The 15,613-nt window shown below is 41.4% G+C and carries 10 protein-coding genes; 4 read left to right on the top strand and 6 right to left on the bottom strand.

The genetic code is table 11. The features are described 5' to 3' along the window. Positions 1-558 precede the first annotated feature (558 nt). From ABDZ63_RS13695 to ABDZ63_RS13680, 4 genes are all read left to right on the top strand, one after another. On the top strand, positions 559-2,214 hold the full coding sequence (locus tag ABDZ63_RS13695; protein WP_343784398.1) for a serine hydrolase domain-containing protein: 1,656 nt from the start codon (positions 559-561) through the stop codon (positions 2,212-2,214). Positions 2,215-2,235: 21 nt separating this feature from the next. After that, positions 2,236-4,347 (top strand): glycoside hydrolase family 3 N-terminal domain-containing protein, encoded by a 2,112-nt coding sequence (locus tag ABDZ63_RS13690; RefSeq protein ID WP_343784396.1) that lies wholly within the window; start codon positions 2,236-2,238, stop codon positions 4,345-4,347. 53 nt (positions 4,348-4,400) lie between these two features. Beyond that, positions 4,401-5,651, top strand: a complete 1,251-nt coding sequence (locus ABDZ63_RS13685; RefSeq protein ID WP_343784394.1) for an exo-beta-N-acetylmuramidase NamZ domain-containing protein — start codon at positions 4,401-4,403, stop codon at positions 5,649-5,651. A 235-nt stretch (positions 5,652-5,886) separates the two neighbouring features. Then, complete coding sequence (locus ABDZ63_RS13680) at positions 5,887-6,828, top strand: nuclease-related domain-containing protein (protein WP_343784393.1); 942 nt, start codon at positions 5,887-5,889, stop codon at positions 6,826-6,828. Between the two features lie 176 nt (positions 6,829-7,004). On the opposite strand, the gene ABDZ63_RS13675 is transcribed toward ABDZ63_RS13680, so the two are convergent. From ABDZ63_RS13675 to ABDZ63_RS13650, 6 genes are all read right to left on the bottom strand, one after another. After that, the gene (locus tag ABDZ63_RS13675) at positions 7,005-8,273 is read right to left on the bottom strand and encodes an SLC13 family permease (protein WP_343784391.1); all 1,269 of its coding nucleotides are present in this window, start codon (positions 8,271-8,273) and stop codon (positions 7,005-7,007) included. A gap of 481 nt (positions 8,274-8,754) precedes the next feature. Beyond that, positions 8,755-10,254: an AbgT family transporter gene (locus tag ABDZ63_RS13670; RefSeq protein WP_343784389.1), complete on the bottom strand. Its 1,500-nt coding sequence runs from the start codon at positions 10,252-10,254 to the stop codon at positions 8,755-8,757. Between the two features lie 23 nt (positions 10,255-10,277). Then, a complete protein-coding gene (locus ABDZ63_RS13665) occupies positions 10,278-11,579 on the bottom strand; it encodes a helix-turn-helix domain-containing protein (RefSeq protein WP_343784387.1) in 1,302 nt (433 codons plus the stop codon). A gap of 5 nt (positions 11,580-11,584) precedes the next feature. Then, entirely contained in the window at positions 11,585-12,826 is a 1,242-nt protein-coding gene (locus ABDZ63_RS13660; RefSeq protein ID WP_343784385.1) for a M20 family metallo-hydrolase, read from the bottom strand. Continuing rightward, entirely contained in the window at positions 12,827-14,134 is a 1,308-nt protein-coding gene (locus ABDZ63_RS13655; RefSeq protein WP_343784383.1) for an amidohydrolase, read from the bottom strand. 4 nt (positions 14,135-14,138) lie between these two features. Next, positions 14,139-15,311: a M20 metallopeptidase family protein gene (locus tag ABDZ63_RS13650; protein ID WP_343784380.1), complete on the bottom strand. Its 1,173-nt coding sequence runs from the start codon at positions 15,309-15,311 to the stop codon at positions 14,139-14,141. Between the last annotated feature and the right edge of the window lie 302 nt (positions 15,312-15,613).

Here is a 15,613-nt window from a genome sequence, read left to right as displayed (position 1 = left end):
TAAAATTATCGCTCTTTTAAGGGAGGATGGTAGTGGAATTGAGCGTTCGTCCGTTAATTGAGAGGGTTCGCTCTTATATCCAGATTTTCGCTCATTTACTAAAACTCAAGCTAGCAGCCAGTTCGAACCTCCCCCCTATTTAAGGAGCATTCACCTCTTTCATCCCTATGACAATCCTTTCATCTTAAAATTAAGACTTTAATCCTACCTAACGACTTTCTCCTCCACTTTAAATGATTTAGATTACCTTTTTACCTAAATATTCCTATCAAAACTTGTTAAATTCTATTATTTTATTGGGACTATTGTCTATCAAGTGGTCATTCACCTCGAAAAATAGTAATTTGACAGGTAATTATCTGAATGTTAATCTTATTCTGAATTTTAAGTTCACTATTAATAAAAGGTGGTGAAATAAAATTTTACGGGCGGGCGCACTTAGGCACGCACACTCATTTATGTAAGCGCTTCAAATTAATCCCTTCACCTAAGATCTTCCTTTAATAACTTCTAGGTCCTTTCATCGTAAAAAGCATAGAATCTATAGGAGGTAACTAAGTGGTAGAAATAAGAACGAAAAGTAAATCTTTGTCCTTAGTGTTAACTGCTGCTCTTTTAGTTCCATTAGCTTTACCTACCAACAGTCTAGCTACAGACGGACCAATTCCACAAAATTTCACCTGGGATGAACCAGGACCAACTTCGCCAGTACTACACCCAGGTTCAACCATAGGGGCTGGAATGGTTGAGGAGCCATTAAACCAAATTGATGACGTCATAGAAGGTATGGTGGATGAAGGTGTCATGCCAGGTGCCGTAACATTTGTCGCAAGAAAGGGGCACATTGTTCAGCATGAAGCCTATGGTTACAGTTACCAATATGAAGATGATCAATTGACTGAAACTGACCAACCCATTCCAACAGAAACAGATACAATCTATGATTTAGCCTCTTTAAGCAAATTGTTTACAACAACTGCAGCGATGACTTTATATGATAAAGGTTACTTTGACCTTGATGATCCTGTAGCAAAATACATCCCTGAATTCTCCGTTAATGAGAAAGATGAGGTAACCATTCGACAATTGATGACGCACACATCTGGCTTTCCAGCATGGATCCCTCTACATTCACAAGGTGAAAATCGAGAAGAACGCATGCAAATCGTTTATGAACATGAGCTTACCTCAGAACCAGGTACATCCTATACGTATAGCGATTTAAACATGATTACACTTGGTGGGCTAATCGAGCGGCTTACTGGAGAGCGTTTAGATGAATATGTTGAGCGGGCAATTACCAAACCACTCAAGCTGAATGATACGATGTACAACCCTCCTGAACACTTAAAACCTAGAATTGCCGCAACTGAATATCAACCATTAGTTGACCGCGGTCTTGTGTGGGGCGAAGTACATGATGAAAATGCATGGGGATTAGATGGAGTCGCTGGTCATGCTGGGCTATTTTCAACTGCTGAGGACTTAGGTAAGTTTGCACATATGTTCTTAAATGGTGGTAGATATGGTGGTAAACAAATTGTCCAAGAAGAAACAGTCGATTTAATGCTTGATAGCCAAATCCCTGAATTAACAGATCAAGGACTTGGATTTGAGTTTGAGCGTGGTTCCTTTATGGGAGCACTGTCAGATGAAACAACCTTTGGACATACTGGTTTTACAGGAACATCATTAGTTGTTAATCAAGAAAACGATACGATTGCAATTCTTTTAACGAATCGAGTCCACCCAACACGTGAAACACCTTCGACTCATGTGGCAAGACGTGCCTTTGCTCAACAAGTCGCTGATGCCATTCCAGTCTCTATTCCAAGTGGTGCAGCATGGTTCTCAGGCTATGGTGATCATGCTGAAAAACAATTAACTGCTGAAATCGACCTTGTCGATCATGCTACTCTTTCATTTGATACGTGGCACCGGATAGAGGAAGGCGATGATCTTGGTCTTATCGAAATTTCAGAAGATGGAAATGAGTGGACTTCTATTCATGAACCTTTTACCGGAAATGAAGATTGGCACAAAGTTGAAGTAGACATACCTAAAACAGCTCAAAAAATCCGCTTCACTTATGAAACCGACGCTACCGTTAACGGTCGTGGCTGGTATATTGGCAATCCGCAATTATTTTCAAATTATGGTGACTCAATTGACCTAAATTGGACAAGTAATAATTGGATTAAAAGGTCATATTAAAAAAGATAAGGTGGTGCTTTAATGAGACATTCTCGTAAATTGTTGATGTCAGTTATTGCAGTGACATTTGTTTTTTCACACATTTTAGTTGGCTTACCTAACGAGCAATTGTCAGCTGAAGAGGGTGATCAGGCACAAGATCTCATATTACTTGAAAACGTCCCTGAAGTAGATAGCAGCCCAGATTCTGAACAATTTCAGCTTACGGCTTTAAATGTATATGAAGAAGGGTATTTTACCGAAACTGCTCATGACCTTGAATGGGCATCTTCTAATAAAAATGTAGCAGAAGTTGATAACAACGGACAGGTAACACTGTCAGGACAAAACGGTCGTACATTTATTAGTGTAACGAATGGTGATTATGAAGACAGGATCGCTGTTGATTATAAAGTAAATCCAAGTGATAACAGCCCTGGCAAACCAGAATCAGAAGTGACGCTCGTTAAGGAGAAGGGTGAGCGTTATGACTTAGTTCAACATGCATTAAATGAGTTAACGATTGAAGAAAAACTTGGTCAAATGCTGATGCCTGACTTTCGTAATTGGGATGGTGAGGCTGTAACGGAAATGCTTCCAGAGATTGAAGAGCTTGTGAAAGACTATCATTTAGGTGGCGTGATTTTATTTGCTGAGAATGTACAAGACACTGAGCAAACTGCACGCCTCGTTAGAGATTATCAAGACGCTTCAGAAAAGTTTGGATTAATGATGACAATTGACCAAGAAGGCGGTATAGTGACGCGTCTTCAATCAGGTACGGACTTCCCTGGAAACATGGCATTAGGTGCAACAAGGTCTGAGGAGATCTCTTACAATGTTGGACAAGCTATTGGCCGTGAAATTGGTTCTCTTGGAATTAACACAAACTTTGCCCCTGTTATGGATGTGAATAACAACCCTGACAACCCAGTGATTGGTGTAAGGTCGTTTGGTGAAGATCCAGACTTAGTCGCTGATCTTGGAATTGCTTATACAGAAGGACTACAATCAACAGGTGTTGCCGCTACAGCCAAGCATTTCCCAGGTCATGGTGATACAGATGTTGATTCCCACTTAGGCTTACCTGAAGTCCCACACGACCGCGAACGTCTTGAAGAAGTTGAACTTTACCCCTTTCAAAAAGGGATGGAAGCTGGAATGGATATGATTATGACTGCACATGTCACGTTCCCACAAATCGATGATACAACTGTTATTTCTAAGGCGACTGGTGAAGAAGTTATACTACCTGCAACATTATCTTACAAAGTTTTAACTGAATTAATGCGCGATGATATGGGCTATGAAGGTGTGATTACTACAGATGCGATGAACATGAACGCGATTACTGACCATTTCGGCCCAGTCGATGCAGCTATTCGAGCGGTTCAAGCTGGCAGTGACATTGTGTTAATGCCAGTCGGACTAGAAGAAGTTGCTGATGGTTTACTAGATGCAATTGAAGAAGGTGAAATTTCTGAAGAGCGAATTGAAGCGTCAGTTGAACGCATTTTAACGTTAAAGCTTGAACGCGGTATTATTAAACAAGAAAATCCTGAACCCATTGAAGATAAAGTGGCTAACGCTTTAGAGGTCGTTGGTTCTGATGAGCATCAGCAAATTGAACAAGAAGCTGCAGAACATTCGATCACACTCGTTAAAAACGAAGACGTATTACCATTGCCACAAGACTTAGATGGTGAAGTGGTCGTTTTAGGAGACACCTACATTAACGACCTTGGTAGTGCGATTTCAGCTTATCACGATGATGTGACTGTCATTCAATCATCAGGCGATTTAACAGATGAACAATTAGAAACCATTGCAGAAGGAGAAGTTATCATTGCTGGTTCACACACATTTGATGTAGCTGGCCGTTCACCAGACAATCCAAACATGGAGTTAATCAATTCACTTGGCGATCTGACTGAAGCTCCAGTTATTGCAGTTGGCATTCGTAATCCATATGACATTATGGCTTACCCGACAGTTGATGCTTACTTAGCTCAATACGGCTTTAATCGTGCAAGTTTTGATGCAACAGCTGCTACAATTTTCGGTGACAATGAACCAACTGGAACACTCCCAGTTACAATCCCGACTATTGATGATGATATTTTATATGAATTCGGTCACGGGTTGAATTATTAAATTAAACAGGGACTTCCTGTTTATATAACATTATCTAAGGAGGAATTTAGATTATGAAAAAATGGCTAATCGGCTTTGCTGCATTAGTTCTGGTTTTAACTACGGTATCAGTCACAATGGCAGACCCAGGCAACGGACAAGGCAATAAAAAAGGACACGCCAAACAACTAGAAATTGGAGTTGAAGTCCTTTTAGATGAACAAAAGGACTTAATTGAAGGGAAAAATGTTGGACTCATTACAAACCCAACTGGTGTTGACCCTGAGTTAAACAGCATTGTCGATACATTATTTAATGACCCAGATGTAAATTTAACAGCGTTATACGGACCAGAACACGGTGTCCGTGGTGATGCACAAGCTGGTGAATACGTTGAATATTACATTGATGAAGAAACAGGGCTTCCTGTCTATAGCTTATACGGTGAAACCAGAAAACCAACTCCAGAAATGTTAGATGATATTGACGTACTTTTATTTGATATTCAAGATGTGGGAACACGCTTCTACACTTACATTTACACAATGGCCTTTGCTATGGAAGCTGCCGAGGAGAATGATGTAGAGTTTGTTGTGTTAGATCGCCCTAACCCAATTAACGGACTTGATGTAGCTGGTCCAGTTTTAGATGATGACTATTCATCTTTCGTTGGTGAATATGAAATACCACTCCGTCACGGCATGACAGTCGGTGAATTAGCTAACCTTTTTAATGAAGAATTTGAAATTGGCGCTGATTTAACAGTAGTCGAAATGGATAGCTGGAAACGCTATATGTATTATGATGACACAGACTTAGAATTCGTCTTACCTTCACCTAACATGCCAACATTAGACACAGCAGTCGTCTATCCAGGTGCCGCATTAATCGAAGGAACGAACGTCTCAGAAGGCCGCGGGACAACGAAGCCATTTGAACTAATAGGAGCACCATTTATTGATTCTACTGATTTAGCTGCTCACTTAAATGAACAAGACCTACCAGGCGTTACATTTAGAGCCGCATCATTTACACCAACATTCTCAAAACATGCAGGTGACCTATCACACGGCATTGAAATTCATGTAACAGACCAAAGATCATACAAACCAATTGAAACAGGCCTACACATCGTCAAATCCATTCATGACATGTATCCAGAAGACTTTGAATTCCGTGCCGATGGATTTTTCGGCAACCTAATCGGTAACGGCTGGGTCCAAGAAGCCATCGAAAACGGCGAGTCAGTCGATTCCATTATTGAACAGTGGCAAGACGACCTAGACGAATTCAAAGAACTACGCGAAGAATATTTAATCTATTAATCTAGAATCTAATGCTTAATAATTATGGGAATTCGGCGTTCGTCGGATTCCCTTTCAATTTCGCCGGAAAAAATTAATTTTCGCCGGATTATTGAAAAAATCGCCGGAATATCATAATTATCGCTGATAAACCATTTAATGGTAATAGAATTATGATCCTGATCTACACCTCTAGACACGAACGTATATTCCAGTGTATAATAAAAGTGTCCCTAATAGGAAAGGAGACTGAACGATGATAATACTCCCTCACAGTAAACCACCTGAGCTTGAACAACTCGAAGCTCTTGTCCCCCGCTATAAAAGAATTGACCGGATCTATCAGACGATTCAAGAGCGCCTCGGTAAAGAGTTAGCTGGTTATTTAGGCGAGCGATCACTTCATTATTATATAAAACTTCTTAATCTTAAAGATCACTTTCTACTATTCGGTTTTCGAGCGAAAGGGAATGATAGTTACTTTCAAATTGACTTATTGCTCATTACGCAAAGCTTCATATTGATTATTGAAGCCAAACATTTAAAAGGGACACTTTCAATTAATGAAGCCGGACAACTTATTCAGGAAAATGAAGATGAGATTGAGGTATATCAAAACCCACTCATCCAAGCAAACATCCAAAGATCCCAACTCTCTCACTTGTTGTCTCGACTTAGCTTAGACCTCTTACCTATTTATACGTGCGTCACTTTCACACACCCTAAATCAATCATAAATATCAATAAAAACACCACTGAAATTTTCCCGAGTCAGAACCTTCCGAATTACATCTATAAAATTCAATCTCAAAATCAAACCCCTCTTATTAGTAATCGAGAAGCTAATACAATTGCGAATTCATTAAAAATCCGACACACTCCTAAAAACAACAACCTCATAAACTATTACGGCATAACTGACCACTTAATTAAGAAAGGCGTCTGGTGCACCCAATGTAAATCAATGATTATGAAACGTATCCACGGAAATTGGCACTGCTCAAAATGTAATCACAGAGATAAGGCTGCACATCTCCAAGCATTAAGAGAGTTTGCGATTTTGTATGACCGGCAATACATTACTAATTATGAAGCTAGATCGTTCTTGAAAATCCAATCTGAATCTACTACAAAAAGGTTACTTTCTAAGTTTGAAAGGAAAGGTGATACAAAAGGAAGTGAATACCTTCTAAAATAACCGCCCCCACATCAGGAGCGGTTATTTATTTTGTCGTAAATCGGCGTTCGCCGAATTCCAAGGTGTTTTCGCCGGAAAAATTAAATTTTCGCCGGATTATTGAAAATTTCGCTGATAATACAGATAATGGAAGAAATTGATCCGCCACGAACCTTGTCAAATCAACATCCTCCTCTCTAAACCACCACCCAATAAACCACCCCACTCGTCACTAGCATCACGACCACGCTCAACGGCAGCCCTACTTGGACGAAGTCGGTAAATCGGTAGCCGCACGCTTGGTAGACGACTAGATTTGTTTGGTAGCCGATTGGGGTGACGAAGCTTGCGGAGGCGGCGATGGCGATGACGACGGCGAAGCCAATGGGATCGACTCCGATTACCTGCGCCATTTCTAAGCCGATTGGCAGCATGAGCACGGCTGCGGCGACGTTCGTCATCAGCTCGGTAAATAGGTTTGTTAAAAGGTACAGCGCGACAATGACGGCGAACGTGCCTAGTGGAGCCGCGACTGCTAAAACATGCACCGCCACCAAGTCTGCCAAGCCGGATTTTGACAGCGCCAGCCCTACGCCAATCGCGCTCGAAACGAGGATTAAAATTTGCCATGGGATCGTTCGGATGACTTCTCCTACTTTCAAAACATGCGCTACTAAAAGTAACACGACAACTGATGCAATGGCGACCAACATCGGCACCAACCCAAATGCGACTAAAACGACCGCCACACCCAATAGTCCTAACGCGATCCAGCCGTCCAACTCTTTACCACGGCTTGTACCTACTTTCCCCCGGTGACCTCTCCGCTTGCAACGTTTTCGCCCAACTCTCTTTTCAGGCAAAAGCTGCCAACCTACCAACGCGACATAAACAAGCCCTACAATGGTAATCGGCACCCCTACAATCGCTAGTTGAAGAAATCCAAACCCTTGTAGCTCCGCTTCTCGCAGTAGGCCATCAACAACAAGATTCGTTGATGTCCCGATCAACGTCACGGTTCCACCTAAAATCGTCACGTATGACAGAGGAATTAACAATTTCGTTTCTGACACGCCGTTGCGCTTACACCACTTTCGTACAACAGGAACTAAAGTAACCACAATCGGTGTGTTGTTCAAAAAGCTTGAAGCCCCAGCTGCAGGTGCGAGTAATCGAATGACCAAATCTCTCACCGAACCCTCATCAACTCCGCGCAAAAGCCTCCCCACTACCCGCTTCATCACTCCGCTTCTTTCGATCACTCCAGCAATGACAAACAACAGCCCAATGGTCCAAACTCCTTCATTGACGAAACCTCTTGCTGCTTCAAGCGGCTCGAGCACTCCCGAAAGTAATAACACAACGAGCGTCGAAAAAATAACCCACTCCGCCTGAAACCTATCGGATAATAAAACGATAATCATGAAAAATATAAGTCCACTTACAAACACCATTTCACTCGTCATAACACCAGTCCTCCACTCGAGTTCTCACATAATCTATGAAAACAACGGTAGATTGGTAAGAGCGGACGACCTAGGGCAGTACGCTGATAGTCAGTTCAATTAAGCAAGCGCTTAATTAATCCGGCGTTCGCCGGATTCCAAGGCGTTTTCGCCGGAATATTAAAAAAATCGCCGGAATATCGAGAATTTCGCCGGAATACTAATATCGCTGATAATCCAAATAATGGAACCACAGGCACTCTGCGAATCAAAGGCTTTATTTAAGCAAACGCTTAATTAATTGAGCGTTCGCTTTAATTATCGAGAATTTCGTCCAATTATCCCGAGTTTCGCTTAATTATTAATAATTTCGCTTAAAAATCAAAAAAATCGCTTAATTCCACAATAAGGCGACCTCCTCCGCTTCCAATCACAATCACACTCAAAAAGAAAAAAACAGCCACGCGGGCTGTTTTCTCCGATCAGTACCAACCAACCAATCTTACATATACATCTCCACGCCAGGTCCTAGTGGGATTCCTGCTAGTGCGAAAATGATTAGTAGTACGATCCAAATGCTTAAGAAGATGATACTGTAAGGCAGCATTAAGGAAATCAATGTACCCATACCTGCTTTCTTATCATACTCGCGCATGAATGCTAGTACGACTAAAATATAAGGGTTAAGTGGTGTAATAATGTTCGTTGATGAGTCGGCGATACGGTATGCAGCTTGTACAAATGCTGGATCGTATCCTAATAGCATGAACATCGGAATGAAGATCGGTGCCATTAGTGCCCACTGTGCTGAACCACTGAAAATAATCATGTTTAAGACAGCTGTAAGCAATACGAAGCCGATAATAACAGGTAAGCCCGTCATATCAATGCTTGTTAAGAAATCAGCACTGTTAACCGCAACCCAAGTTCCTAAGTTACTCCAATTGAAGTAGCTAATAAACTGTGAAGCAGCGAAGATTAAGACAATGTAGCCTGACATATCCTTCATCGCTTCAGCCATGTATTTAGGAATGTCGCTTGATGATTGAATTACTTTAACCGTCACACCGTAAGCCACTGCCATACTAATGAAGAAGAATAAGATAATCGGAATAATACCATCTAAGAATGGTGATGGAATCATACCTCCATCTTCATTACGTAACGGTGATTCTGGCCAGAAAATAACTAATGCTAATAAGCCAATGTAAATTAAACCAGTGATGACGGCATTACGAAGACCGCGTGATTCTGAAGGTGTAACATCCTCAAATGTTTTTCCTACCTCACCTTTATAAGTGCCTAATCTTGGTTCAATAATACGTTCAGTAATTTGTGCACCAACTACAGATAGGATTAAGACTGATGCAATCATGAAATACCAGTTATCGACTGGCGTTACGACAATCGAATCGTCAATGGCTCTTGCTGCTTCTGTAGAAATTCCTGATAGTAACGCGTCTGTACCAGCGACTAAGAAGTTTGCTGTGAAACCTGCACCAGTACCAGCGAAACCAGCTGCTAAACCAGCAAGTGGATGTCTACCAATTGTGTAGAATACCATTGCCGCTAACGGTGGAACTAATACGAAAGCCGCATCTGAAGCTAAGTTACCAAAAATACCTGTGAAAATAACAGCGTAAGTGACCAAGGCTGGCGGCGCATTTAAAATAAACTTTTTAATAGCTGTCTCTAGTAAGCCAACCTTCTGAGCTAAACCAACACCTAACATCATGGCTAGTACTAAACCTAACGGAGCAAAGCCAGTGAAGTTCTCTAGCATCGACCCCGTAATATATTGCAAGCCTTCACCTGAGATTAAGCTTTTAATCTCGAGTTCCTCGCCTGTACCTGGGTGTTCAACTGTTGCTCCCATCATATTAAAAATTAATGATAGAAGCATGACAAAGGCGGCCAAATAGACGAATATAAAAAATGGATCCGGTAATTTGTTCCCCCATTTTTCTATTTTGTTCAGGATCCCTTTGTTCACATTGCTCAATGTGTTCACACTCCCCTATTGATCTATTTTGGGTTTTGCAGTTGGTAGACTTTCTTCGGCCTACCTCTTCTACCTGATTCCTCCCCAATAACTTTCGCAAGACCTACCCCCTCTAAATCTAGCAATATACGCCTTGCGTTACGTTCAGAGCTTTGTAGCCAATGGGCAAGCTCTGAAGACGTAATTTCATCTTTCTCGTAATGTTTTTTAAGAGCATAAATTTTCGAAAGCTGCGTTGGGTTAATCGATAGATGACTATATTTCTCAATCCAGTCATCACTTAAAAAACGTTGGCTCATTGCAACACGACGACCTTCTTCTTTTAATTCAATGACTTCTTTTTCTTCATTTACTAAAATAATGTGATAATGACCGCGCTTACGAGCATAATCAAAAGCAATGTGTAAATGTTCATCCGCCTCTAACACGGTATGGCCATAACCAATACCAACACGGACATTCAATTCACTTTGGGCTAACATTTGCTCGACGATCTCTTCCATCGTTTGCTCTTGTATAAATAAATCCACATCCCCCCTTGTGGTATAGATGAAGTACTTCCCATTGCCCACTTTGACAAAAGAACCATTCATCTTTTCAGACACTTTCAAAATGACACGGTGTAAGTCCAACTCACGATGTTGAGTTTGATAAGGAACAAAGCCTTCTTCAATCGTTGATGGATAGCAAACTTCAAACCCAACAATAACGAACTGCTTCTTTCTATATGAAAGCATATAAGCTCGCTGCTTTAAATAGTCAAATGCTAGTTGAATTGATAGATCAGATGGCACCACACGATAAACAGGGACACCTAACTCTTTTAATTTTTGATAGACAGAGTGAATACATGTAATCGCAACTTCTGTTTCACCACTCTCATACTTTTGGCGGTGTAATTCAACTAGTTCTTCTGTCGGTCTATACTCTTCTCTTTGACTCACTCTATGAAAATTAGTTTCATTGAACTGCTCGACTTTTAACTGCTCATCACCAATCGTATCGAGACTGACATGTTGAACAACTCGTCCATAATCAACAAAAGCCTTTAATAAAATGTTTAAAAGACTTGAACCATGAAGTTTGGCATAGACGCCGCGATCTTCATCAATTAGTTCATCTTGCATCGCAAACTCATACGGCGCCGGACCAGTAAAAAGCCATTGGTCGACTTCATGATTATGCATTTTGATCAAGTCGTTCACGTCTTCGGTATTTTTATAAGTAAATGGTCGAACGTCTAACCCTTCATTTTCTTTAATCACTTCTAATGATCTCTCAACTGAATCACTCGGACCAACTATTCCAATCACAATCTTTCTCATCAAAATTACACACCTTTGGCAGTTTCTAAATAATATTGTGTTAATAGACGGACGCCTTTTTCTAAATCAGCTAGTGATGCGAACTCGTCAGGGTGATGGCTCAGCCCGTCTTCACACGGAATGAAAATTAACCCAGACGGCCATTTAACACTCATATTCATCACGTCATGCCCAGCACCACTGTCCATTAAATGAGGTGACAGCCCTTCTAGCTCACCTATTTTTACTAGACTTTGTTGTAGTTCATCATCTAATAAAATAGATTCGTTATTAACGAGTTCATGGACATCAAACGTAACGTCTGTTTCGCCTTCAATCTTTTTCACCTTTTGTCGGATTGCTTCAGCCACTTCTTGCTTTAATTCATCACTGACACTACGAATGTCGATGCCAACTTCGACTGTTGATGGGATAACATTCATGACATTCGGCTTTAAATCAACAGTACTTACCGTTGCTACAATAGGTGTATTTTGCTTTTCATTTAATTGTTTCGTATAGCTATTTACAAACTCAACAAGTGGCGATAAAGCGACGAAAGCATCATGACGTTTATGCATCGGCGTTGTCCCGGTATGCCCGGCTTTACCATTGGCTGTGACTTTTAAACGAATGGGTGTGGCAATCCCTCTTACAACGCCGTAATCTTTGTCATGATCTTCAATATGAGTCCCTTGTTCAATGTGCAATTCAACGAAAGTTTTGATCGCTTTTTCACTACGTTCAGCTTTATGAAAATTGTCCCAATCAAAACCACAATGAGAAACAGCCTCTTTAATTGAAATACCTTCAAAATCTTGGACAGAACCGATCGATTTGTCCAATAACCCTGTCATCGCTTTACTGCCAATTGTCGAAATGCCAAAACGCGCTGATTCTTCAGAACGAAAAGCAATGACTTCAATTGGATGCTTTGGAGTAAAGCCGTCACCTTTTAACTTTTTAACAGCTCCCAATGCGCAAAGCACACCAGCAAGACCATCGTATCCTCCACCTTTGACGACCGTATCTAGGTGGGAACCAGACGCAACAGCTGGTAAGTCGGGATTTTCACCTTCCCACCTTGCCATAACGTTTCCAGCAGCATCTTCATGAATGTCTAAACCTAACCTCTTAGCTTCTGATTTAAAAACTTCAATCGACTCATCCTCTTTAGGCGTATAGCCTAAGCGGGTAAAACCATCTGGCTGATTCATATTTTTAACTAAATTTAATCGCCAAAGTAAATCTTTGAGCCATTCTTCCATCTAGATCGTCTCCTGTTCGTTAATGTATTGAATTGTATGAGCAAATGTTGAAACGGCTGTCTTTAATGAATACTCGTCAAAGTCGAACGCTGGATGGTGGTGTCCATTAGGAATAGAACTTGGGAAAATCATAAACGTCGCTTTGCCACCCTGATCCTGCACGCGCTCCATCATAAACGTCACATCTTCTGAAGCACCAACTTCAATCGTATCGATGACGCCGGTAACAAACCGATTGTCTTCGTTAGCTTTTGGGATAAGTTCAAGAAACTCAGCGTCACAACGACCATTTAACGCTTCACCCATAAATTCAACTTCTGTTTCAACATCATAAAGCTGCCCGCTCGAATCAATCATTCGCTTCGCCTGCTCTAACATATATTGATTAAGCTCCGTCGTCTCGCCTCTCGTTTCCATTTCCATATAAGCGTAATCAGCAATCACGTTACGACCACTACCCGCTTCAAGCCGACCGACATTCACACGTGTTGCACCATCTTTATGACGCGGAATACTATTCAAATGTAAACTAGCAGAAGCAGCTGCTAATAACGCATTTTTTCCTTCATTTGGCTCAACACCTGCATGGGCAGATTTTCCTTTAAAATGAACATTCAACTTCGAACTTGCTAGAAAGCGGCTAGACGTAGCAGAAACAACCCCTGCTTCTTGATCACCAATACCTAAATGGCCACTCAGGAAATAATCAACATCATCAAGCCAACCCTTTGCAACCATCGCCTTAGCTCCACGGCCACCTTCTTCAGCAGGCTGAAATAATAACGTATAACGCCCTGTTAACTCATCGTGATGTTCGTGTAAAAATTTTGCGACACCTAAACCGATTGTCGTGTGCCCATCATGACCACAAGCGTGCATGCAATCTTCAATAGTCGAGCGAAAACCATTACTCGCAGGTAAATGCTCGTCATCTTGACTTTCTTTAATCGGTAAAGCATCAATGTCAAAACGCATCGCCGTATGCGGCCCAGGTCGACCTGTATCTAATACAGCGACAATTCCTGTTTGACCACCTTGCATTTTTTCAATAAATGCTTGTGGAACGCCGTTATGGCACGCTCTTACTTCTGCTTCATCCAGCTCACTTTGCGTTGGAACACCATAACGCTCATCCGCTACTAACGTCTCTTCACCGACGAAAATATTAAAATCCAACTCATCAAGTTGTTGAAAAATTCGATACGTCGTCACATACTCCGTGAAACCAAGCTCTGGCATTTTGTGAAAACTTCGTCGTTTTTCTATTAAATAACTAGAGATCGACTCTACAAATTGATTAATCGTCATAAGCTCACTCCTTTAAATCGTTTAAAGTATCAAGAGCTACTTCCGTCATCATTTCCACGCCATACTTCATACCGGATTCATTTAATTTAAAATACGGATCATGAAGCGGCTTTTGCCCTTCACCAACTGACGTTCCTAACCAAAAATACACACCCGGATACTGAAGTAAAAATCGACCGAAGTCTTCTCCACCTAAACTTGGCGTGACATGCGGCACTGATTCTTCACCATATAAATTAACCGCCGTTTCTCTAACGCGTTCAGCCCACTTCGGCGTGTTAACAGTTGCAGGATATCCATCTAAATATTCAATATCGACTGAAGCATTCATGGAGTCTGTAACACCTTCGACAACTTCATGAAAACGACGCTTAACCTTATCCTTCATCTCATTTGATTGCGTTCTCACGGTGCCTTCAAGTGTTACTTCATCCGCTACAACATTGTATCTGTATCCGCCTTCAACTTTTCCAACCGTAATAACCGCTGGATCAAACGGATTAGCATTACGGCTGACAATCGTTTGCAGCGCATTAATCACTTGATTAGCCGTCACAATCGCATCAACCGTTTCATGCGGCATTGAAGCATGACCACCAGAACCTTTAATCGTAATCTTGAAACGATCTGAGTTCCCCATCATCGGCCCAGGTGTAACCCCAATTTGACCAACCGGAAGTCCTGGCCAAACGTGTTGAGCCACTACCACATCAGGCGTATACTCATCAAAAACACCATCATTCATCATCTGTTGCGAACCACCCGTTGGCGAGTTCTCCTCAGCAGGTTGGAAGATTAATAGAATCGTCCCCTCAATTTCATCAACACGCTTTTGTAAATAACGACCAGTACCTAGAAGCATCGCCGTGTGAGCATCGTGGCCACATGCATGCATCTTCCCTGGCGTTTGCGAGTGAAATGGCACATCCGCCTTCTCATCAATTGGAAGCGCATCAATATCCGCCCTTAACGCCACCGTTTTGCCAGGCTTACTCCCTTTAATGATGCCAAGCACACCTGTTTCGGCATAACCTGCTTTATACGTAATCCCGTACTCATCTAACTTTTGCTGAATCTTTTTAGAAGTTTCATATTCTTCCCCACTCAACTCAGGATGAATATGTAAATCCCTTCTAACACTAATGACATCTTGCATAATTTGATCCAAATTAGTCATGATCTCATCTCCACTTATATTTAATTTCGGATATATTATGGTAAATTTCCGTTAATCGAATTATAGGTTATTTCGACAAGTTTGTCTATAAGTTGACAGAAAATTTTATAGTAGATAAATTTGGTAGGTTTTTAGGGGGAGACGTGGCGGTGGGCGATTAGGGCTCGATTGGGCGAACGCGTGTAAAATCCGGCGTTCGCCGAATTATCACCTAGTTTCGCCGGAAAAATTAAATTTTCGCCGGAATATTAAAAAAATCGCTGATAATCCAGATAATGGAAGAGATCGGACACTCTGCGGAT

This window comes from Alkalibacillus silvisoli, assembly GCF_039521975.1.
Classification (GTDB): domain Bacteria; phylum Bacillota; class Bacilli; order Bacillales; family Alkalibacillaceae; genus Alkalibacillus; species Alkalibacillus silvisoli.
This window is presented reverse-complemented; position numbering and strand designations above follow the sequence as displayed.